Annotated in this window: 19 protein-coding genes; 8 read left to right on the forward strand and 11 right to left on the reverse strand. The window is 38.1% G+C overall.

The window, feature by feature from the left end:
- Positions 1-14 precede the first annotated feature (14 nt).
- Positions 15-1,748: a M14 family metallopeptidase gene (locus MM236_RS07735; RefSeq protein ID WP_241274386.1), complete on the reverse strand. Its 1,734-nt coding sequence runs from the start codon at positions 1,746-1,748 to the stop codon at positions 15-17.
- A 513-nt stretch (positions 1,749-2,261) separates the two neighbouring features.
- On the opposite strand from MM236_RS07735, the gene MM236_RS07740 reads away from it, so the two are divergent.
- On the forward strand, positions 2,262-3,383 hold the full coding sequence (locus tag MM236_RS07740) for an AAA family ATPase (RefSeq protein ID WP_241274387.1): 1,122 nt from the start codon (positions 2,262-2,264) through the stop codon (positions 3,381-3,383).
- A gap of 196 nt (positions 3,384-3,579) precedes the next feature.
- Here the strand turns inward: MM236_RS07740 and MM236_RS07745 are convergent, their stop codons facing one another.
- From MM236_RS07745 to pdhA, 4 genes are all read right to left on the reverse strand, one after another.
- On the reverse strand, positions 3,580-4,899 hold the full coding sequence (locus MM236_RS07745) for an aspartate kinase (protein WP_241274388.1): 1,320 nt from the start codon (positions 4,897-4,899) through the stop codon (positions 3,580-3,582).
- Positions 4,900-5,349: 450 nt separating this feature from the next.
- On the reverse strand, positions 5,350-5,826 hold the full coding sequence (ribH, locus tag MM236_RS07750; RefSeq protein ID WP_241274389.1) for a 6,7-dimethyl-8-ribityllumazine synthase: 477 nt from the start codon (positions 5,824-5,826) through the stop codon (positions 5,350-5,352).
- Between the two features lie 83 nt (positions 5,827-5,909).
- Positions 5,910-6,617, reverse strand: a complete 708-nt coding sequence (locus MM236_RS07755) for a tetratricopeptide repeat protein (protein WP_241274390.1) — start codon at positions 6,615-6,617, stop codon at positions 5,910-5,912.
- 412 nt (positions 6,618-7,029) lie between these two features.
- The gene (pdhA, locus tag MM236_RS07760; protein WP_241274391.1) at positions 7,030-8,049 is read right to left on the reverse strand and encodes a pyruvate dehydrogenase (acetyl-transferring) E1 component subunit alpha; all 1,020 of its coding nucleotides are present in this window, start codon (positions 8,047-8,049) and stop codon (positions 7,030-7,032) included.
- 104 nt (positions 8,050-8,153) lie between these two features.
- Here pdhA and recF point away from each other — a divergent pair, with 104 nt between their 5' ends.
- Entirely contained in the window at positions 8,154-9,263 is a 1,110-nt protein-coding gene (gene recF, locus MM236_RS07765) for a DNA replication/repair protein RecF (protein WP_241274392.1), read from the forward strand.
- Here recF and MM236_RS07770 read toward each other — a convergent pair.
- Positions 9,257-9,673 (reverse strand): DoxX family protein, encoded by a 417-nt coding sequence (locus MM236_RS07770; protein WP_241274393.1) that lies wholly within the window; start codon positions 9,671-9,673, stop codon positions 9,257-9,259. The genes recF and MM236_RS07770 overlap by 7 nt on opposite strands.
- Before the next feature lie 126 nt (positions 9,674-9,799).
- On the opposite strand from MM236_RS07770, the gene MM236_RS07775 reads away from it, so the two are divergent.
- Complete coding sequence (locus tag MM236_RS07775; RefSeq protein ID WP_241274394.1) at positions 9,800-10,939, forward strand: TlpA family protein disulfide reductase; 1,140 nt, start codon at positions 9,800-9,802, stop codon at positions 10,937-10,939.
- A 70-nt stretch (positions 10,940-11,009) separates the two neighbouring features.
- On the opposite strand, the gene MM236_RS07780 is transcribed toward MM236_RS07775, so the two are convergent.
- Positions 11,010-11,915, reverse strand: coding sequence for a nucleotidyltransferase family protein (locus tag MM236_RS07780; RefSeq protein WP_241274395.1), 906 nt, complete (start codon positions 11,913-11,915; stop codon positions 11,010-11,012).
- Between the two features lie 661 nt (positions 11,916-12,576).
- Here MM236_RS07780 and MM236_RS07785 point away from each other — a divergent pair.
- Together MM236_RS07785 and MM236_RS07790 are read left to right on the forward strand one after the other, a co-directional pair.
- The gene (locus MM236_RS07785) at positions 12,577-12,915 is read left to right on the forward strand and encodes a P-II family nitrogen regulator (RefSeq protein WP_241274396.1); all 339 of its coding nucleotides are present in this window, start codon (positions 12,577-12,579) and stop codon (positions 12,913-12,915) included.
- 65 nt (positions 12,916-12,980) lie between these two features.
- On the forward strand, positions 12,981-14,213 hold the full coding sequence (locus tag MM236_RS07790) for an ammonium transporter (protein ID WP_241274397.1): 1,233 nt from the start codon (positions 12,981-12,983) through the stop codon (positions 14,211-14,213).
- 222 nt (positions 14,214-14,435) lie between these two features.
- On the opposite strand, the gene nadC is transcribed toward MM236_RS07790, so the two are convergent.
- A complete protein-coding gene (gene nadC, locus MM236_RS07795) occupies positions 14,436-15,296 on the reverse strand; it encodes a carboxylating nicotinate-nucleotide diphosphorylase (protein ID WP_241274398.1) in 861 nt (286 codons plus the stop codon).
- Between the two features lie 40 nt (positions 15,297-15,336).
- Complete coding sequence (locus tag MM236_RS07800; protein ID WP_241274399.1) at positions 15,337-15,738, reverse strand: DUF4783 domain-containing protein; 402 nt, start codon at positions 15,736-15,738, stop codon at positions 15,337-15,339.
- Positions 15,739-15,964: 226 nt separating this feature from the next.
- Here MM236_RS07800 and gpmI point away from each other — a divergent pair, with 226 nt between their 5' ends.
- The 3 genes from gpmI to MM236_RS07815 are packed head-to-tail and all read left to right on the forward strand — an operon-like array spanning position 15,965 to position 18,691.
- A complete protein-coding gene (gpmI, locus tag MM236_RS07805) occupies positions 15,965-17,488 on the forward strand; it encodes a 2,3-bisphosphoglycerate-independent phosphoglycerate mutase (protein WP_241274400.1) in 1,524 nt (507 codons plus the stop codon).
- Entirely contained in the window at positions 17,488-18,045 is a 558-nt protein-coding gene (locus MM236_RS07810; RefSeq protein ID WP_241274401.1) for a hypothetical protein, read from the forward strand. The genes gpmI and MM236_RS07810 overlap by 1 nt, the downstream gene beginning before the upstream one ends.
- Before the next feature lie 49 nt (positions 18,046-18,094).
- Positions 18,095-18,691 carry a hypothetical protein gene (locus MM236_RS07815; protein WP_241274402.1) on the forward strand — a complete coding sequence of 199 codons (597 nt, stop codon included), beginning with the start codon at positions 18,095-18,097 and terminating at the stop codon, positions 18,689-18,691.
- A 192-nt stretch (positions 18,692-18,883) separates the two neighbouring features.
- On the opposite strand, the gene MM236_RS07820 is transcribed toward MM236_RS07815, so the two are convergent.
- Together MM236_RS07820 and MM236_RS07825 are read right to left on the reverse strand one after the other, a co-directional pair.
- On the reverse strand, positions 18,884-20,389 hold the full coding sequence (locus tag MM236_RS07820) for a sodium:proton antiporter (RefSeq protein ID WP_241274403.1): 1,506 nt from the start codon (positions 20,387-20,389) through the stop codon (positions 18,884-18,886).
- 193 nt (positions 20,390-20,582) lie between these two features.
- A complete protein-coding gene (locus tag MM236_RS07825; RefSeq protein WP_241274404.1) occupies positions 20,583-21,809 on the reverse strand; it encodes a Glu/Leu/Phe/Val dehydrogenase dimerization domain-containing protein in 1,227 nt (408 codons plus the stop codon).
- Between the last annotated feature and the right edge of the window lies 1 nt (position 21,810).

Here is a 21,810-nt window from a genome sequence, read left to right on the forward strand (position 1 = left end):
TATAACAAATATAATCATTTTTCTACCCTATACACAGGATAGCGGTTATGCTCTTTTTCCTTCCAAGGTGAATTTTCATAGACCCATCTTAGTTGTGCTGATGCGCTTTTTGCCAATTCTTCGTTTTCTGATTTAGCTTTTTCCAGTGCTGTCCTTATCGATGGATTTTGAGATAAAAATTCAGCTGCCAAGTCTTCAAAAACGTACGCAGAATATCCTTCTTTGGACTGCAAGATCGTGTCGAAGAAGTTCCACGCGAAGAAGCTGTCCTCTCCCTCTGGCTCCAATACTTCGATGATATAGTTGTTGGACTCTTGGTTCATCAATACCATGAAATCTCCTTTTCTGAAATCCATCTTTTCTATTGACTTCTCAACGACAACTTTTGTATGTAAATAGTGACCCTCAAAAGGGCGCTGTCCAGTTTGGAAATCCTTGATGTGATACACCGATACCTGGATGCTGCTGTCTTGATTCAACTCCTGAATTTGTACACCATTTCTCTTCAGGTTATCGATGACTGTGTGCCAACCTTGGGGAATGATATAGGCTTTTGGTTTTTCTAATGTCAAGCCAGGCTGATAGGCATCATAAAATTTGATTTCAGTAGAAAAGGGCTTGTTGCGATCATAGTATAGTCTTGGCAAACCGGAAATATCAGATGGCTTCTGTCCTGATTCATATCCGTGAAATTCCATAAGCTTGTAAGTGCTTCTGTCTGAAGCATGGTTGAGGTTGAACTGGCTTTGTTTTGCCACTTTTTCCCTATCGGCTTTTGCCATTTTGACGATTTTTGAGGCATCTGTTTTGAAAACTTCTATGAAGCTCAGAAGTAATTCATAAGTGGAGGCGACTCTTTGGTCGTAAGGTTTGAGCATGTGAGTCTCAGGCATAAAGCTCAGAGTCTTAAATAAAGACGCGTATCCACTGCTGTATCTACCGATGTCTTTGAACTGTGGCCAGCCATCTTCTGGCTTGCTTCCGTATGCATTCACATAAGGAATCATTGGGAAATCTTTTGCTTTCATGCTTTCATAGAGCGCAGGATTCAACGTTCTCTCTAAATAGTCTCCCAACTCTCCACCCAATCGGTTATGCTGCGTTGAAATCAAGGTCATCACATGTTGATAGTCTGCTCCATTGCTGACATGAGTGTCTATAAATACCTGTGGCTTCAGCCAACTGAAAATTTCTTGAAATGATCGGGCATCTTTGGTGTCTGCTTTGATAAAATCCCTGTTGAGGTCGAAGTTTCTTGCATTTCCCCTAAATCCAAACTCCCCAGGTCCATTTTGATTTACGCGACTGTGAGAGCCACGATTTAGATGACCTCCTATGTTGTAAACTGGCGTGATAGCTATGGCTACATCAGCTGGAACAGCTATTTTCCCCAGTAAAATATCCCTCAAAAACATCATGGAAGCATCAATACCGTCTGGTTCGCCTGGATGGATACCATTATTTATGTAGAGTATTAGCCTATTATCTTGATGCCAAATTTTAGGATCAAACACTTTTTTGTCATCATACATGATAACATGTAATGGAATTCCTGAATCGGTAGTGCCTATTTCCACCATTTTTACAGTCTCAAAATCCTTGGCTAATTGGTCAAAGAAATCAATTACTTCTGAATAAATTGGTGTTTTCTGCCCTTGGGTTTTCTCGAAAAGGGTTTCATATTGATCTTGTGCGTTCATTTCACCAAAAGACAAGACTGCAATAAAAAGGAATGCAAGTTTCTTCATGCCCGAATTTGTAGAAAAAGAAGAATAAATACTAAAAGGATTTTATGATTGGTTTTGTTAAACATAATTTTATTCCGTACTTTACGTTACGTAATATGCGTAACGTAAAGTACGGAATATTGGATTTGCTAATTATAAACTAAACTACTATCGACGAAAGACCGAAAGGTTTGGTTTTGCCTAAAGGCGACTAAAGTGCATCTGAGACCTAGTGCTCTTTGTGAAAAACTTTGTGAACTTTGTGGTTATAATTTTTACCACAATGATCACAAAGTAAAAACACCAAGTTCAAAAAGAAAAAAAACACTAAAGTCTTCACCTAAAGACGGGGGATTTTCCCCCAGAGTGAGGTATTAATGCCAGAGACCTGTCAGGCTTAAATCTTGATAAATACTTTTTTGCAAATTGAGCAAATCGGTTAATTTCAACAGAAAACCTGAAAGGGCTTATCTAAATGGAATTGAAATCTGATATATAAATTATAGAGAAGCAAGAATATAAACAGTTATCCTAATGAAAAAGCCCGACAATCCCTTTGTGTTGAATACTTATCATGGAAAAGCTTATTTCTGTGACAGGGAAGATGATTTGATAGCTCTTCAAGAACATATCAAAAATGGCAGAAATGTAGTTTTATATGCTTGGAGAAGGCTTGGCAAATCAGCTTTGGTTCATCGGTTTTTTGAAGAACTGGAAGGCTCGGGTGATTATGAAACTTTGTATGTTGATTTTTTGGGAGCTATTTCTATAGAAGATGCGATTAAGGAATTGTCAAGTGCGGTTTTTGAGCGTTTTGGAAAGAATAAATCTGGCATCAATGCTACTATCCAAAAATTGATTTCTTCCATTGGGGCGACAATAAGTTTTGACCCTATTTCGGGAACGCCGACTTTGAACTTAGGATTGAGTCCATCGGGTAACGAAGAGCAATCACTCCATGCCTTGGGAGAATTTTTGGATCAGAGGAAGAAAAGAGTAGTAGTTGCGATTGATGAATTTCAGCAAGTGGCGACCTATAGCGAGACGAATGCAGAGGCAATGTTCAGGACTTGGGTTCAGAAATTTCCCAGCATCAGGTTTATATTTTCCGGAAGTCACAGGGGGATGATGGCGGAGATGTTTTTAGAGAAAAACAGGCCTTTTTATCTCAGTGCACAATTGCTTTCATTGGATCCGATTCCTTTTGAAAAATATAATCCTTTTATTCAGGCGCATTTTGGAGCAAAGAGAAAGGTGATTTCAGAGGAGATCGTCAAATCAATTTTGGACTGGTCAAGAGGGCAGACTTATACGATCCAATTGATCTGTAATTATCTCTATGCGCAATGTCAAGAAGTGAAGGAAGTGGATGTTCAGCGGGTGAAGACTGATATTTTGGCACAACAGCAGGCGATTTTTGCGAATTTCCCAAAGATGCTGACCAAGACGCAGTGGAAAGTATTTCAGGCTATAGCCAAAGAGGAACCTTTGAGGAACCCACTTTCGAAAGAATTTATCAGTAAATACCGGTTGGGAGCGGCAAGTACTGTAAGTACCGCCATCAAGTCCCTCCAAAAGCAAGAGCTAGTGATTGAAGACGATGGTGTTTTTCTTGTGCATGAAGTACTTTTGGCCAGATGGATGGCTAGATTGTAAAGAAAAAAATCCCCTTTCAGATAAATGATCATCCGAAAGGGGATTTATTGTTTTTAGCTCACTAGTGTCGTGCTAACAGCAAATTGGTGACTGATAGAATGTGTGTTAAGCATCCCTTACATTTAACGCTTAACATTGAACATTTCGACCTAGCTTTATTGATGTACTCAACTCATTATAATAGCACTAGCTTTATTTACCATTCAAAAAGACCAGCATTGAGGCTTTTCAGTGCAGGATTTTTGAATTGGGCATCTACAAGTAGGGATACATTGTGTCTGCTTCCACCATAAGACACCATTCTGATAGGATATTCTGTGAGGCAATTCATGATTTGGGCAATGCTTCCTTCAGATTCTGCAATCAAGTTACCAACTACAGAAATAATCGATTGGTTTTGATCTACTTCTACGACTCCATAAGCTTCTAATTCTCTGACAATTTCAGCAAGGTGGGATAGATCATCGATAGTTACAGACACTGCCACCTCAGAAGTAGTGATCATATCGATGGAAGTTTTGTATTTTTCAAAAACCTCAAATACTTTTCTCAAAAACCCATAAGCCAAAAGCATTCTGCTGGATTTGATTTTGATCGCTGTGATGCCATCTTTTGCTGCCAAAGCTTTTACACCTGTACCTTGCTCTTTGGCAGTGATTGTAGTACCTGGAGCATCAGGCTCCATCGTGTTTAGCAATTTTACAGCGATATTATATTGTTGGGCAGGCCAAATGGATGCTGGGTGCAGAATTTTTGCTCCGAAATATGCCAACTCAGCGGCTTCATCGAAAGACAATTGGGCTATAGGCCTTGTTTTATCCACGATCCTAGGGTCATTGTTGTGCATACCATCGATATCAGTCCAGATCTCGACTACATCTGCATTGATAGCTGCTCCAATTAGGGAAGCAGAATAATCAGAGCCACCTCTTTTGAGGTTATCCACCTCATTTCTATGGTTTTTGCAGATATATCCTTGGGTGACGAAAATACTTTCTTCAGCATAATTACCAATGATGCTTTTCAGTTTCTCAGAGATTTTTTTCAATTCCGGCTCGTGGTTCTCATCGATGCTCATGAAGTCCAATGCCGGTAAAAATACTGCTGGCACATCAAGCTCCTGAAGTAAAGTATAAAACAACTTCGTCGAAAGGAGTTCTCCTTGTGCTAGGATATCTCTATTGATTGCTTCATTGAAGGAGATCTTAAGGATGATATTCAAAAACTCAAAATGCTCTGCAATGATCTTTTCAGCTTTCTTTTGTGCAGATTCTGATTTCAACAACTCCTTGTAAAAAGTCAAATAGTGCTTGTGCAAAGTATCAATTCTTTCCTTAGCAAGCTCTTTGTTGGCATCAGCTAATGCTTCTCCAATTCCTACAAGTGCATTTGTAGTTCCTGATAGGGCCGAAAGCACTACGATTTTCTTTTGATTGTCTCTTGTAATCAGCTCTTTTACTTGATGCATTCTTTCGGGTCTGCCAACTGAAGTCCCCCCGAATTTCATTATTTTCATGGTATGTATTAGGTTTGAGGTTGTTTTTTGATTCAAAATACTTTTTTGTGTAAGGCCCTACATCGTCCGTGCCTAAGGCAATTTATAATCTCTCTCTAATATTTAGTCCCGGCAATAAATTGCCGGTCTAATATTTCGATCATGTCTACGGCATTTTTTTAATGTCCTGAAATTAGTTGACACTTTTTCTCATTGTTTTTCATTTCCATCCAAAATACCGTTAGTCCAAGTAAAGAGACCTTCCCGCAGAATTGCGGGGAGAAATCTCGAACTGAAATTTATATATACTTTTCATTTTCCCACTTCTTCGACCATAATCGAGACGAGACCTCTCCTGCCGTCGAGGTGACGTAGTCGTAGAAAGCACACTCTTAGTTCGTTTCTCGCTTCTTAGATTTTTTCTCTCGCTTTTCGTTTCTCGACTCTCACTTCTTGACAATTTTTCTTTCCTTAAAACCCAAGCATTTTGACAGCGGTAATTGCTGCTTCGTCGCCTTTGTTTCCGTGCTTGCCTCCAGATCTATCAAGTGCTTGCTGCATTGTGTCGGGAGTCAAAACTCCAAAAATGACAGGTTTGTTATATTTCAAGCTTACATTGGTGATTCCATGTGCCACTGCATCACAGATAAAATCAAAATGACGGGTTTCGCCTTGGATCACACAACCCAAACAGATTACAGCATCTATTTCTTCGATTTCAGCAAGCCATTGCGCACCTAGGGTCAATTCAAAAGAGCCAGGAACATTTTTCTTGAAGATGTTTTCTTTTTTTGCGCCATGTTTGAGGAGAGTTTCTACAGCCGCTGTATACAATGAACCTGTAACTTGGTCATTCCATTCTGATACTACAATTCCAAATTTCTTGGTGGAGATATCAAGGAGGTTTTTGTCAGTATATTGACTTAAGCTTTTCAAGGAGGATGCCATGACTTTTTGTTTAGTTTGGATTAATAAAAAAAGAGTAAGACCAGCGGGTCTTACTCTTCCTTAATGCTATTAATTATGAAGCATTACTTAGAGGCAAGACCTTCCAAGCGTGCTTTATGCTTTCGTGCGTTTGTAAACTCGTAAGATTCGAAGTATTTTTCTTCGATGGTTTCGTAGGTTTTGATGGCATTGGCATTATCGCCAGCTTCTTCATAAGCTACCGCCAATTTGTTCAAATAACGTGGGGTGAAAAACTTGTTTTCACTTTCTGAAGCAGCTTTTTTGTAAGCTGAAATAGCTTCTTTAGTGTTTCCAAGTTCAAGATATGCATCCCCTAACAATGAATATGCTTTCGCTTGAACAAAATAGTCACTAGCAGAGAATTTTTTCAAATGATCTACAGCTTTTTCATATTGACCTTCTGAAAGGTAAATAGAGCCTATGTAGAAGTTTGAAAGATTTGCGGCATCTGTTCCAGAATACTTTTCAGCGATTTTCAAAAAGCCTGCATTTGATCCGTCGCCATTCAAAGCTAAGTCAGTTTGGTCTTGTTCGAAGTAATACACCGCTTGGAACATTTCTTCCTGACCTTTTTCATTTTGATTTTGCTTGTTGATTTGCAAAAACAAGATTCCTGCTATAGCGATAACAACAGCAATTAAGATTCCTCCGAAGATTTTTGAATTTTGTCTTACAAAATTTTCTCCTCTTTCTAATCTACTTGCAATTACCTCTGGGTTTTCCAGTAATTCGTAATCTACTTCGCTATTTTTTGTTTCTTTCTTAGCCATTCTATTAAAATTATTGGCGCAAAGATATATTTCTTTAATACAAATGCAAAGCCATTGAACCAATACCTAAGATTCTGATAATAAAAAATGCAGAAATATGCGAAAATGCTGTTAAGAATGACTTTTCTTTTATGGTTTTCGAAATTTCTTTCGGGTCAAAATTCAGTTTTTCGAATTTCAGACAAAAAAAATGTGTATCCGCAATGTTGAACGTAGGGTAAAAATGAGATTTTAAATGTTGTGGCTACCTTTCAACTGTCGAAAGGACATACTTGTGCTCCATGGAGTAGTCAAGTGTACTTGAAACTGTTTTCCAACAATCAACTTTTTGCCTATGTACATTGAAGTGGATTAATTTATAAAAAAAAGCCCTTGAAAAGATTCAAGGGCTCAAATTGCATTTGTGAACAAATTATTCCATTACAAATGGATAATCTTCCTGCTTGTAGATGTCTTTGAATGCATCTTGTCCATCAGGCCAAGGAGATTCTTCTGCAAATTTCACAGAGTCATCAACTTGCTTTTTCACCTTCTTATCGATTTCTTTGATCTCCTCATCTGTCAATATTTTATTGTCCAAGATAGTCGCTTTCACTTGGGCGATAGGGTCTCTTTCTTTGTATTCCTCTACTTCTTCACGTGTTCTGTATTTTTGAGGATCAGACATAGAGTGACCTTTATATCTGTAGGTTCTGAATTCCAATAATGTTGGGCCATCGCCTTTTCTTGCTCTCTCTGCAGCTTCAGCTACTGCTTCATGGATTGCTTCTACATTCATTCCGTCCACAGGGAAAGAAGGCATGTCGTAAGCTTCGCCAATTTTGTATAGCTCAGTAACATTGGATGTTCTGGCTACAGAAGTACCCATTGCATAGCCATTGTTTTCTATCACAAAAATCACCGGAGTCTTGTATAGCATAGCCAAATTGAATGCTTCATGAACAGCTCCTTGTCTTACTGCACCGTCACCCATATGACAGATACAAAGGTTTTTGGTTCCTTGGTATTTCTCTGCAAAACCGATACCTAGGCCCATTGGAACTTGTGCACCAACGATTCCATGACCTCCCATGAAGTTTCTTTCTTTGTCAAAAATGTGCATGGAACCGCCTTTTCCTTTGGTAGTTCCGGTAGCTTTACCATACAGTTCAGCCATTACTGCACCTGGATCGGTACCAAGACCTAGCGGGTGAGCATGGTCTCTGTAGGCAGTGATCCATTTGTCATCTTTTTCCAATGCTGTGATTGCTCCAGCTGCACAAGCCTCTTGACCTATATATAAATGACAAAATCCTCGAATTTTTTGCTGACCATATAATTGACCTGCTTTTTCTTCAAACCTTCTCATTAACAACATACTTTCATACCAGAAAGCATATGTTTCTTTGGAGTATTTTGCTTTCGACTTTGCAGCCGTGCTCTTCTTTGCCATATCGTTTATTGTAAAATATGCTAAATTAGGACTCAAATATAATCAAATGGGCTGAAAATTAAGTCCGAATGCGAAAATAGTCAAAAACCCTACAGTTTCTAAAAATGTACCTGAAAAATCTCCATCTCAATCAATTTAAAAATTACCAGAAGGCTAGTTTGGTGTTTTCGCAAGAAATAAATTGTTTGGTAGGAATCAATGGATCAGGTAAAACCAACCTCCTAGATGCCATTCATTATCTTTGTCTGACCAAAAGCGCGATTAATTCTCAAGACAATCAAAATATTTTACACAATGAAGATTTTTTTACAGTTTTTGGAGAATTTTCTCTAGGTGAAAAAAACCTAGAGATTCGATGTGTGGTGGAAGCGGGCAAGAAAAAGCAATTGGTCCAAAATGGTAAGGCTATTGAAAAAATGAGTGAGCATATAGGACTTTTGCCTGTTGTAATGATTGCTCCAGACGACACAGTACTGATCAAGGATGGGAGTGAAGAAAGAAGAAGGTTTTTTGACAACATGCTTTGCCAATTGGACAAAAGCTATCTTGAGAATTTGGTGCGCTACCAGCATTTTCTCAAACAAAGAAATGCATTGATGAAGCAGTTCTCTGATTCAGGAAGATTTAACAAAGGCTTATTAGAGCCATATGATTTGGAGATTATCCAACTTTCCAAAGCAGTTGCTTCAGCAAGGGAAGTATTTTTGAGTGATTACAAACCGCTTCTATTAGACCATTATGCAAATATTTCTGGAAAACGTGAGGATGTAAATATCCAATATTTGACAAGTTGCCTCTCTGATTCATTTGAAAGTGAATTTGTTCAAAATCATCAGAAAGACCTTATCTTAAAAAGGACAACGCTCGGAGTTCATAAAGATGATTTTGTATTTGAAATAGATGGATATCCGATCAAAAAATTTGGTTCACAAGGTCAGCAGAAATCCTTCGTAATCGCTTTAAAATTGGCACAATTTGAGATTTTCCATATGATGAAAGGTGTAAAACCCGTGCTGCTTTTGGATGATATTTTTGATAAACTTGATGACTTAAGAATTGAAAAGCTAGTAAATCTAGTGGCAGACCATAGGTTTGGGCAGCTTTTTATCACAGATGCTAGACCTGAGCGATCTAAGGCAATATTAAATGCCATAGATGCCCAGACTAACTTTTTTATGGTGAGTAATGGTGTGGTATCGATTTGGGATCAGTAACTTTTTTTGGTTTTTATTTGTCCGTCGACTGACAATTTCCCTGGCCCCAACAAAAACAAACTGACAAAAACTGTCAAATAGAGTAGTGACATTTCTTGTACTGCAAATGGATCATCACCATGTGCTATAAATGCAGCTACACACATTGTTACAATTAATGGTAATAAAGAAAGTCTTGTCAAGAAGCCAATAGCCAAAAATAGCGCACAAAAGAATTCTGCAAAAATCACCAACTGTAAAGATACTGCAGGGCCTAGTCCAATTGGATCAGGGAAAGATTGAAGCTTGGCACTGAAGTCGGACAACTTAGCCCAACCATGAGTAGCCATCATCAAGCCAGCACTAGCCCGTAAAACTAAAAGTGCGATATCTTTGAACAAACTTTGGCTGTAGAAGAAGATTTTTTTCATTATTTGAAGTGTTTTGAATTTCGAATGCAATTAGTGATTTTATTTTCAAACTCTTTGTCGATATACCATTTTGATTTTATAACTTTCAAAGCCGAATTTGAAGCTTTTAATTTAACACCATATCTCATGAACACGCAATTAAATCGATTAAAAATTACATTATTTTTGTTTTTAGGAGTTTTTTTTAGTTTATCGGTAAATGCCCAAGATTATTCTGAATCCTATGTGAACTACATGTCTGATTTGGAAAAATATGTGAAAGATGATTTGTATGGAAAAGTCAGTTCTGTGCTTTATGATGTAGAAGAGGCGCCCTCACAAGAAGATTATCTTGGTTTTGTGAAAGAAATTCAGAAAGAAATCAACAAGTTTTACAAAGATCGTTCTGCAGACTTGTCCTTGGAAGAAAGAATGGAAGTTACATCCTTCAAGCATACAATGTTGGTTCAGCTTGGGGAACTGTATCTTGATAGGTCACAAGAGATGGAGGTAGAAGAAAGGTTGGAATTTTTCAAAAAATACTTATCGGAGACAGACCTGCAACATTCAATTGAAAACTTGACAGATGATTTGGCAAGGTCAATTATGATGGCTTTACATTCAGCATTGAAAGTTCCTTTTGGGATATCCGATTCCAATGTTTCTGATTACATTTTTGATGTTCCAAAAGAAGATAGAGAATTGCTTTGGGCATCGTACATCTTGAATGATGTTTTGATGCTGACGGGTAGCTATGAGGAGATAGAAGAGACTTTGAATGATTTCAAGTCAACTTATCCACAGTCTGGATATATCCAAAATATGGATAAGGGCTTGGCTTCAATGGAAAAGTTGAAAACAGGTGCTTTGGTTGAGGATTTTCAATTCCTTAATTTGGAAGGTGAGGCTGTGAAGTTGTCTGATTATGATGATAAAATTATCTATTTGGATCTTTGGGCAAGTTGGTGTGGGCCTTGTATCAACACTTTTAGGACAAAAACCCCTGATTTCGAAAGTGCATTGCGTGAATATGACGATATCGTATTGATGTATATCTCAGTTGATGATCAACCTGATCCATGGAAAAATTACCTAGACAAAAACCAAATGCGTGGAGTTCATCTTTATGCGGGCAAAGGCTTTGAAGCAGAGATCATGAAGTATTTTAAAGTGTGGGGTATTCCTAGATACTTGATTATCGGCAAAGAAAACAAACTGGTAAATGTAAATGCCCCTAGGCCAGGTGAGGAAGCGATAGAAGAATTGATAAACTTGAGAGGGATTTAAAACGATTTTCAAAAAACAGGCTCTCAATTTTTTTGAGAGCCTGTTTTACTTATGAATATTAAAATTGCGGTTAAGCCCAAAGGTTTTCAGGATATTCTCCGTCTTCATGAAGTTTTTTCAAAGAAGCGATTACTACTGGTTTATCTTCTGTATAGGTTACGCCAAACCATGTTTTGCCACCTTCAAGGACTTCTACGGCTGCTTGTCCATTTTCAATCAATGTATTTGCTACTAAAGGGATAAAAAATTCCGACTTGATGTTTTCTTTATTTGCAGGCAGGAATTCTTCCCACATTTTCTCAATATTGCTAAATACTGCATGATGAAAGCCCCAGAAATTCATAGAAACAGGTGTTCCTTCAGGAATTTCTATAGACTCACCGTCTCCGTTTGCAATTATTTTTCCATTCTCTCTAGAGATTGCTGTTCTTTCTACCATGCCTACCAATTGATTGGAATCATTCATAGAACAAACGCCCCTGCTGACCGTACCATGATCTGAGAGTACATTTTGGATAGCATAACCTACCATAGCGTGTAGATTGTTCTGAACTCCATTTGTCAGAAATTTCCCCAAAACTTCAAAAGCTTCCTTACCATAGAAATCATCTGCATTGATCACCGCAAACGGTTCTGCAATTGCATCTTTTGCACAGAGGACAGCATGCGCTGTACCATAAGGCTTTACCCTATCTGGATTTTGGAATTCCTCAGGTACAAAAGATGTCAAAGATTGAAGGACAAAGTCAACTTCGATTTTTCCTTCGATTTTAGGAAGAAATTTTTCCTTGGCAATCTCCAAGATCTCTTCTCTCACAATGAATACAACTTTACCAAAGCCACCTCTGATGGCATCATAAATAGAGTATTCCAAAATCGTTTCGCCATTGGGTCCGAAGCCGTCAATTTGTTTGTTTCCACCATATCTACTGCCCATTCCGGCAGCGAGAACCAAAAGTGTTGGTTTGTTTTGCATAACTTATAAAAGGATGATTAAAATTCCACACCCTCAAATTTACCTTTTTCCTTTTTCATACAAAGAAAATTGTTTAATAAATTATGAGTATCCGCAATGTTGCACGTAGGGTAAGAAGTACCTTTATAAGTTGCGGATACTCGTCAGCAGACAACAGCTCACAGTCAACAGAACCACACAAATCGTTCATCCAACAACCCATTGTTTGGCTACGTGCAAGAAAGCGGATAGTCATATAATAAATATTGAATCTGAATATCCGCAATTTTCTTTTTGTGATAGAAAAGAATTTATACAATTCAATGTGTATCGAGTCATGACCCGATACTAAAAGCATATGCCTCCTGTGCCGTTAGGTCTGCGGGACAAGCTTCTCCCGAATGCTTTCGGGATCGAGGTGACTTAGTCTCTTGTGTCTTGCATCTCTCCTCTCGCCTCCCATTTGCCTTACTTCTTTCAATTGAAAGTTTAAAAAATAACCACATTTCAGAAAAATTAATGTTTAGGCAAAAAATTATAATTTGAAAATTATCCAAAAATCAATTTTTTAACAAGAAATCAATCAAAATTGGTTTAAAAATAAACCAAGTTTACTTTTTTTGTAAATTTTGTTTTACATTAGCGTCTATAATTCAAGAAAACCACTAATTCTTTGACTAAAATGAAAAAAATAGAAGCAATCATTAGAACATCCAAATTCCAAGATATCTACAAATGTGTAGCAGGACTTGGGGTGAAGTTTCTTTCCTTTTATGATGTAAAAGGAATGGGTCTCGAGCACGCTCGTCCACAGACCTATCGTGGAGTGGCATTTGAGCCATCTTATATTCCAAGAACCAAAATTGAAATTGTGACTACAGAGGATTTGGTGGAATCAGTGGTCAATTGCATCCTGACAGAAGGAAAGACAGGGGAAGTTGGAGATGGGAAAATCTTCATTTCGGATGTGATAGAAGCTTATAGAATCAGAAATGATGACAAAGGAGAATCAGCACTTTAATTACAACCAAATTGAATTGACATAAAATACCTTATTACCTATTTCAACCTAACCTATACAAACCTATGAATCAAGAAATGTTTACCATAAATAACCTCTGGATGATGGTAGCCACCATATTGGTTTTCATCATGCACCTCGGTTTCGCCAGTTTGGAAGCTGGGCTTACCAGAGCTAAAAATACTGTCAATATCCTTTTTAAAAATACAATCATTCCAGCTATAGGCCTATTGACCTATGCATTTATTGGCTTTAACCTCATGTATCCAGGAGACGACTTCGTAGGAAGTTTTTTCGGGCTGGCAGGAATTGGGATTTCACTTCCTGAAGGTTGGGATACCTTTGCATATAATGAAGGCTATACTTTTTTTACTGATTTTATATTTCAGGCTATGTTTGCCGCTACTGCTGCCACGATAGTCTCTGGTGCAGTAGCTGAACGTGTCAAATTGGGTCCATTCATTTTCTTTTCCATACTTTATGTGGGAATAATTTATCCAATAGTAGGTATGTGGAAATGGGGAGGTGGATTTTTGGATACACTAGACATTCCTTTTTATGACTTTGCAGGTTCCACGATCGTACACTCAGTAGGTGGATGGGGAGCTTTGGTAGGAGCGTATCTTTTAGGTCCAAGAATTGGGAAGTATACCGAGAAAGGCATGAATGCCATACCAGGACATAATATCCCAATGGCTACCATAGGCGTATTTTTGCTTTGGTTTGGCTGGTTTGGATTCAATGGTGGATCTGTACTTACTGCTGATCCGGGAACAGTTTCTTTGGTTTTCGTGACTACAGCCATAGCAGGAGCATCAGGTGCTTTTGGAGCTTTGGTTGCATCCTATTTGAAATTCAAAACTTATGACATCACGATGGTGCTCAATGGTATTCTGGCAGGCCTTGTTGGTATTACAGCTGGAGCTGATTTGATGAGTGTTGGAGAATCTGCCATAATAGGTTTCATAGGTGGTACACTTGTGGTCTTTGCAGTAGTTTTCTTTGATCGAATCAAGATTGATGATCCTGTTGGAGCGATTTCAGTACACCTGATTGGCGGTATTTGGGGAACGCTTGCAGTAGGTCTTTTTGGAGATTTGGCAAGTATGAGCCAAGTATGGTCTCAATTAATAGGTATAGCAGTAGTTGGAGCATTTTGCTTTGTGACTAGTTGGCTGATCTTCTTCACAATGAAGCGTACTGTAGGAATCAGAGTCGATGAAAGAGAAGAAGTCGAAGGGTTGGACATTAATGAGCACAGCATGCGAGCCTATCCGGATTTTGCAACAAAAGATTAAAACAGCCATATTTCATCCATTAAAGGGCCTTTCAATTCTGGAAGGCCTTTTTTGTTTTTGGGAGAAAAGAGTCTCTCATCCTTATCGGGAGGCAAATGAATAGATATTGGAAACTTAGGAAAATCAGTAGAAAAAGTGTCAACTATTTTTATGATATGACATTCAAATTATGATGAAGAAAAATCAAATATGATCAACCTTGCCTAGCTTTTAAGCCAATTATCAAAAAGCTTTCAAACTGATATCCATACTTTTTACCTGATGTGTCAGTGCGCCAACAGAAATAAAATCTACACCACATTCGGCTACATTGGCAAGAGTTGATTCGGTAATTCCGCCAGAGGCTTCTAGGGCATATTTTCCATTGACCATCTTTACTGCTTCTCGCATCGTGTCATAATCCATATTGTCAAGCATGATGTAATCTATTCCTCCAACTCGAAGAACCTCGGCTACTTCATCAAGGTTTCTGGTTTCTACTTCGATTTTCAAATCAAGGTTGTTTTCCTGAAGGTACTTTTTTGTGGTTTTGATTGCAGTCTCAATTCCGCCCGCAAAATCTATATGGTTGTCTTTGAGCATTACCATGTCATATAATGCAAATCTGTGATTCAATCCCCCTCCAAGTACAACTGCCCATTTTTCCATCATCCTAAAATTTGGAGTGGTTTTTCTGGTATCCATAAGCTTGGCTTTTGTGTGCGCTATCAATTTTGTCAAATGGTGGGTTTTGGTAGCAATCCCACTCATGCGCTGCATACAGTTCAATACAAGCCTTTCTGTTGTCAATATTGAAGCAGCTTTTCCTTTGACTGTCAGACCAATATCTCCTGAGCTTACCAAGGCCCCATCATCTTTGAGCATCGTGACTTGCAAAGTAGGATCAAATTGCTTGAAAATTTTCTGAGCCAAAGCCAAACCTGCGATGACTCCATCTTCTTTGATCAAAAGCTGGGCTTGACCCATTTTATCGGTAGGGATGGAAGACAATGAAGAATAATCTCCAGGTCCAACATCTTCCAAAAGGGCGGCTTCAATAAATTGTCGGATTCGCGACTCGGTCAGATAGGGTAGGTTTTTCACGTCGCAAAAGTAAGAAATTAAAATATGATTAGGTCAATAATCAATACTTGATAATCTCCAAACTGTAGATTCTAAACTCTTCCTCTTGTTGTTTTCCTCTTAAGAGAATTCTGTAAGATTCACCCAAAGAGGTGTAAGTTCCAATATAATGTTTGATTTGATCACCTGAAAACCCTTCATGGATGATTTCAAAATTTTCTGGTGGGTATTTTTTGAAAAAATCCCGAATTACCAATTCGGCTTGGTTTTTAGAATATTCTCCTTGATTTCCATTTATATTTAGTTCTATTCCGTTTTCAAAAAATTTTGCCAAATCTTTACTCGATCCATTTTTCAGCGAACTGAAAATCACTTCATTTTCATTTGATGTAGCTGCATTGGTCAATAATGAAAATATACCTAAGAAAAAAAGGCAAAATATGGCGGTCAATAACTTTTTCATATTTATGGTAAAACGCAAATTTTGAGCCAATTTAATTAAAAAGAGGAATTTACTCAAATGCAATTTTAATTCACTTTTAAACTTGGCAAGGCTTCCTAGATATTGTTATGATTTTCAAGAGCAAGCCAAAATATATTGAATCTTTATTGAAATGCTAAGGAAGAATAATCATTTTTACGACATGTTGAATTGAGTTAAACCTATTAGAAAAACCTATATTTGCAATATGAAGAAGAAAGTTATACTGATGATTTTGGATGGATGGGGGATCGCCCCCAATCCCAGCGTTTCAGCTATCGACAAAGCTAATACACCATTCGTAGATAGTCTTTTTGAAAAATACCCTCATTCTAAATTAGAAGCTTCAGGTCTTGCAGTTGGACTTCCCGAAGGCCAAATGGGTAATTCGGAAGTTGGCCATATGAATATTGGGGCTGGTAGGGTAGTGTATCAAGATCTTGTAAAAATAAACAAGGCAGTTTCGGAAGGGGATTTGAATGAAAACCCGATTTTAAAAGATGCATTTTCATATGCCAAAGAGACTGGCAAGAAAGTCCATTTTATTGGTTTGGTGTCTGACGGTGGTGTTCATGCGCATTTGAATCATTTGAAAGGGCTCTGTGATGCAGCTAAAGCCAATGGGCTCAGTCAGGCTTTTATTCATGCTTTCACAGACGGTAGAGATACTGATCCAAAAGGAGGTTTGAATTATCTTGAAGATTTACAAGCACATTTAGAACATTCGGTTGGGGAGATAGCATCTGTAGTAGGGAGATATTATGCTATGGATCGTGACAATCGTTGGGAACGCGTCAAGCTTGCTTACGATGCAATGGTACTGGGAGAGGGTGAAATGTCCAAAAATATCCTGACTTCCATCAAAAAATCCTATGAAAATGGTGTCACTGATGAATTCATCAGACCAATAGTCAAAGCTAATTCGCAAGGTAAACCATTGGCATTGATTGAAGAAGGAGATGTAGTCATTTGTTTCAATTTCAGGACTGATAGAGGCAGGGAAATTACTCAAGTTCTTACACAAAAGAACTTTGAGGATTACAAAATGAGGAAATTGAATCTCAATTATATAACATTCACAAGTTACGATGAAACATTTGTTGGTGTAAAGGTTCTTTTTGAAAAAGATAACCTACAAAATACACTTGGTGAAGTTTTGGCTGAAAATGGCAAAAAGCAAATCAGGATCGCAGAGACCGAAAAATATCCACATGTGACTTTTTTCTTCTCGGGAGGAAGAGAAAAAGTTTTTGAAGGAGAGTCTAGGATTCTTTGTCCTTCTCCGAAAGTGGCTACTTATGATTTGAAGCCTGAGATGAGTGCATTCGAAATAGCAAATAAGATCAAGCCAGAATTGAAGAAAAAAGAGGTGGATTTTGTCTGTCTCAATTTTGCCAACCCTGATATGGTCGGCCACACAGGTGTTTTTGATGCAGCTGTAAAAGCATGTGAAGCTGTTGACAAATGTGCCGAAGATGTAATTACGCACGCCTTGGCAAATGGATATACGACGATTGTGATTGCTGACCATGGTAACTCAGATGTGATGATCAATGAAGATGGGTCACCAAACACTGCGCATACAACAAATCTAGTTCCTTGCATCATGGTAGATGATCAAGATCGATTGGAAGTAAAAGATGGGAAATTGGGAGATTTAGCTCCTACTATTTTGACTTTGCTAGATGTAAAAATTCCAGGGGAAATGACTGGAGACATATTATTGAAATAATGATTAAAAATACATCCTTTATTTTCTTTTTGGCTTTTCTGTTGTCTTGCCAACCAGAAAATACAAATAAGGAGGATTTCGATCCTCCTTATTTTAGATTACAAGAGTTTATAGAAAATCAAGCAGAATCGCTTGTGGGAAAGCAGTTGGCAAAAGAAATTCAGTTCAATACATCCAAGGAAATTGTTGACATTAATCCAACCGAAGAAGAATGGCTCGAGGAGTTGGATTTTTTTATGCAAGCAGATATCAACAGACCCTCTTTGGCTCAAGCGTATTTTATTGAAAAGTCCGAAAATGAAATTTCTTATTCTTTGAAAAAGGGTGAGAAAAGTAAGGTGAAGTTTCTCAAAGTCCAATTCTACGAACCTGAAAAACCAAAAACGATTGAGTTTTTGATAGGTTCCGAAAATACGTTTTATAGCTCTAATACTGAGGGCTGGCTTGAGGTAGACGAAAACACCAATCTTGTGACAAAGTTTGAGGTAAAAGGCGAGCAAAAAGTTGTGTTTTTAGACCCAATAATCATGGATTTAAATGGGCAAGTCAATAATTAAAAAATTAAGAATTTGAATATATTTGTTGCTGAATCCTTAGCAAAAATATATGAAGTTCTTGTCTTTCTACTTGTTCGTTTTTTTTGGCATAATTGTAAACTCAAATGCACAGCAAAATATCGAATGGTCTCCTGATGTAATTCTGGAATTTTCTGATTTCAAATCAAAAAGGTCAAAAATAGATCCATCTGTAGATAGTTATCTGATTCAGGCTGGTTCCAAAATTGATTTCTTGATCAACATGACCAACGCGGAGTTTATGTTTACAAAAAATTTCAATTCAAAGGTTACCGCAATTTTTAGCCCGAATGCTTCATTGATTATTGCTCCCAATGATAAAATTGCAAATAGCTTAATAAACTTTGCGAGATATCAATTTGATCTTACGGAATTGTATTCAAGAAAATTCAGGAAAATGCTTTATGAAAACAAAGGGACATTTTCCAATATTTCTTACATATTGCCTTTGTACGAAAAAATTCAGGAGGAATTGGTCGAACGAAGTGGAGAAGCAGGTGATACTTCAAGCCTCGGGATTCATGCTGACGAACTCGAAAAACTTCATTTGGCTGTAAGGCTTGAGCTTACTGATTATGAAGATTTTTGTAAAACCTGTACACCGCCGAAGAATAAAAAGAAGAAGTGATTTTCTTGCATTTTTATTAACTCCCATAATTCTCATCGAGTTCATTCTATCATCGATTCATTAATGTCCTTTCAAATGTCGCCTTTTTGAGACTTTTACAAGTCTGAGGTCGAACTGCTTTTGATAGAATAGTGGACTGAATTACAAATTTTGCTAATTCAACCAATAACTCAGTCCACTATTCACCTTGTATTATACAAAGGCAAAGAAAAGCAACCAGATAATGATCAATACTGGGAGAAGAATCGGTATTGAAAACCTGATTATGTAACCAAAGAATGAAGGCATTTTTATTCCGCTTTGCTCAGCAATTGATTTCACCATAAAGTTCGGGCCATTGCCTATGTAAGTCATTGCTCCAAAGAATACAGCGGCTAAGGATATTGCCATCAATTCAAAAGCAGAATCTTCGTAATTGTCCATTGCAAAATCTTTGACCATGGCGACATTGCTGATTTCTGCTCCTTGGGAAGCCATCGCTGCAGCTAGAAAGTTGAGGTAAGTTGGTGCATTGTCCAAGACACCTGACAAGATCCCAGTTCCCCAATATAAAGTGTTGTGAGTGATCAACTCTGCTCCCTCGGGAGATTTTGCGAAATTCCCAACTAATTCGAGAGCTGGCATCATCGTTCCGAAAATACCAATGAAGATGAAAGCGACTTCCCTGATCGGCTCAAAATTAAATTCATTGCCTTTGATGGCTTTTTGGTCTGCAAATCTATAGGAGAAATAAGCAACAGATAGCATGATTAGCTCTCTCAAGAAAGAAAATTTTTGTCCATCATAGTGGATTGCGGGAACCCATTCTATAACATTAGGATCCAAAAATACAGATGCTATCACGATTGCAAGCCACAGAAAATTTCTGGAACCAATCAACCCAAATTTGTTGGTGTAGGTAATTACTTCAAGTTCATCATTGTTGATTTTTCCATATTTTCGGTCAATAAAATAAAACACTACAGCAAGAATAGCCAACGCTACAACCCAAGCAGGCCAGTTATGTTCTAGTGTCCAAAAGAAAGGAATTCCTTTCAGGAAGCCTAAAAACAGAGGTGGATCACCTATCGGTGTAAGTGAACCGCCAATATTGCTTACCATAAATATGAAAAAAATGATATGGTAAGCCTGAATGTTTCCCTTATTTAACCTGATAAATGGCCTAATAAGCAACATAGAGGCTCCAGTAGTACCGATAAGATTGGAAATCAAAGCACCTACCAAAAGTAAAGTCACATTGGCCAGTGGTGTTGATTTTTTGTCTATTTCTATCAGAATTCCTCCTGATGCAATGTACAATGATGCCAAGAGTGCTATAAACTGTACGTATTCAGCTAGCGCATGAACTGGACCATGTACATTTCCCAAAATAAACAGATAATAAAATACTACTAAAATGGCTAGACCAACTGCCACTTTTGGATAATTGTGATGCCAGAAGTGCTCATAGAATAGCGGCCCTGTTGCGATCATCAACAGCAAAAGTACAAAGGGTATAACGAGCCATCCAGGCGCATCATGATGATGGTTTTCTTGGGCATCGTCGTGGATATGGGCAGCCACACTCGTAATAGGATCGTCTTGTGAAGCGCTGTCTAATTCTTCAGTTTGCGTATTTGTTTGTGCATTGACTAATGGAATATTGCAAACAAAGAAAATTCCGAAAAGCAGCATAAATGCAGCGATAAAATTCTTCATTCAAAGGTTTTTATAGGGTATATCAAAAGATTAAAATAAAATTCAGTTTTTTCTTCTTTTTGTTGATTTACGGTCTCAGAAGAATTAATCCTGCTAAACTACTTATTTTGAATGAAAAGGACTAACGAAAATGAATCAGCCAGTAACAATTAATACAAAATTAACGGTTACTGGCTGATGATTGGTTGATTTGTTATACGAGCTGCCTTAAGGCTAATTCAAAAGATGCCTGGGCTATTCGGTTTTTTTCTGGGTTGCTCGCATGTGTCTTTTTTAGCGCCTTAAAAATGGTCTTGCTGACATCCTTGAATATGCCATCATCGGTCATTTCTACTTTGTCAGACATGAGGTATGCAAATACCCTCGCCATTCCACAATTTGCAATAAAGTCAGGGATGACAGAAACTTTTTCATCTGCCCACATTCCAGTAGGTCCAAAGAAAATCTCAGGGTCTGAGAAAGGAACGTTTGCACCACAAGATATCACTTCTAAGCCTGCTTTTACCATTCTTTCTACTTGATCTTTATTGACCAAGCGGGATGCTGCTGCAGGAATAAAAATTTCAGACTTGATGTCCCATATTCTATTGTTGATTTCTTCAAAACTGAGCATACCCTCTGAGACTAATTTATTCCCATCTCTTTTGATAAAAAGGTCCCTTACTTCATCGAGACTGAATCCTTCTTCATTGATCAATCCGCCATCTCTGTCAATGATACCTACGATTTTGACGCCTTCTACAGCCAGAAAGCAAGCAGCAGCGGCGCCTACATTACCCCATCCTTGGATGACTGCTTTTTTTCCTTTTAACTGTCCACCCCATATTTTATAATAATGACGTACTGCTTCGGCTACACCAAATCCGGTGATCATATCAGCTACAGTATATTTTTTTGGCCCATTAGGGGTGTAATCTGGGTCTTCCAATACTTTGGAAACTCCTTGGCGCAGTTGACCGATTTTCCTGATTTTCTGTGGTTCGGTAGCATGGAAGTGGCCGTTCACAACACCTTCCTGTGGGTGCCAAAGTCCGTAGGATTCTGTGATTGGAATCACTTCGTGGATTTCATCTACATTGAGATCACCTCCTGTTCCGTAGTAGTTCTTCAGCAATGGCATGACCGCTTTATACCATCTTTTCAGTACCTCCGGCTTTCTTGGGTCGTTTGGATCAAAGTTGATCCCTGATTTTGCACCTCCGATATTTGGCCCAGAAACTGTAAACTTCACCTCCATTGTTTTGGCAAGTGATTCGACTTCTCTTTTGTCCAAGCCTTTTCTCATTCTAGTGCCACCTCCTGCTGCTCCTCCTCTTAGCGAATTGATCACTACCCAACCCTCCGCTTCTGTTTCACTGTCACTCCATTCGAATACGATCTCAGGCTGCTTATTCTCAAATTTCTTGAGTAAATCTTTCATG

This window comes from Belliella calami (assembly GCF_022549695.1).
Lineage (GTDB): Bacteria > Bacteroidota > Bacteroidia > Cytophagales > Cyclobacteriaceae > Belliella > Belliella calami.

Coding starts and splice junctions, on each gene's coding strand:
- MM236_RS07735 (WP_241274386.1), bottom strand. CDS start 1,748: ATGAAGAAACTTGCATTCCTTTTTATTGCAGTCTTGTCTTTTGGTGAA.
- MM236_RS07740 (WP_241274387.1), top strand. CDS start 2,262: ATGAAAAAGCCCGACAATCCCTTTGTGTTGAATACTTATCATGGAAAA.
- MM236_RS07745 (WP_241274388.1), bottom strand. CDS start 4,899: ATGAAAATAATGAAATTCGGGGGGACTTCAGTTGGCAGACCCGAAAGA.
- ribH (WP_241274389.1), bottom strand. CDS start 5,826: ATGGCATCCTCCTTGAAAAGCTTAAGTCAATATACTGACAAAAACCTC.
- MM236_RS07755 (WP_241274390.1), bottom strand. CDS start 6,617: ATGGCTAAGAAAGAAACAAAAAATAGCGAAGTAGATTACGAATTACTG.
- pdhA (WP_241274391.1), bottom strand. CDS start 8,049: ATGGCAAAGAAGAGCACGGCTGCAAAGTCGAAAGCAAAATACTCCAAA.
- recF (WP_241274392.1), top strand. CDS start 8,154: ATGTACCTGAAAAATCTCCATCTCAATCAATTTAAAAATTACCAGAAG.
- MM236_RS07770 (WP_241274393.1), bottom strand. CDS start 9,673: ATGAAAAAAATCTTCTTCTACAGCCAAAGTTTGTTCAAAGATATCGCA.
- MM236_RS07775 (WP_241274394.1), top strand. CDS start 9,800: ATGAACACGCAATTAAATCGATTAAAAATTACATTATTTTTGTTTTTA.
- MM236_RS07780 (WP_241274395.1), bottom strand. CDS start 11,915: ATGCAAAACAAACCAACACTTTTGGTTCTCGCTGCCGGAATGGGCAGT.
- MM236_RS07785 (WP_241274396.1), top strand. CDS start 12,577: ATGAAAAAAATAGAAGCAATCATTAGAACATCCAAATTCCAAGATATC.
- MM236_RS07790 (WP_241274397.1), top strand. CDS start 12,981: ATGAATCAAGAAATGTTTACCATAAATAACCTCTGGATGATGGTAGCC.
- MM236_RS07800 (WP_241274399.1), bottom strand. CDS start 15,738: ATGAAAAAGTTATTGACCGCCATATTTTGCCTTTTTTTCTTAGGTATA.
- gpmI (WP_241274400.1), top strand. CDS start 15,965: ATGAAGAAGAAAGTTATACTGATGATTTTGGATGGATGGGGGATCGCC.
- MM236_RS07810 (WP_241274401.1), top strand. CDS start 17,488: ATGATTAAAAATACATCCTTTATTTTCTTTTTGGCTTTTCTGTTGTCT.
- MM236_RS07815 (WP_241274402.1), top strand. CDS start 18,095: ATGAAGTTCTTGTCTTTCTACTTGTTCGTTTTTTTTGGCATAATTGTA.
- MM236_RS07820 (WP_241274403.1), bottom strand. CDS start 20,389: ATGAAGAATTTTATCGCTGCATTTATGCTGCTTTTCGGAATTTTCTTT.
- MM236_RS07825 (WP_241274404.1), bottom strand. CDS start 21,809: ATGAAAGATTTACTCAAGAAATTTGAGAATAAGCAGCCTGAGATCGTA.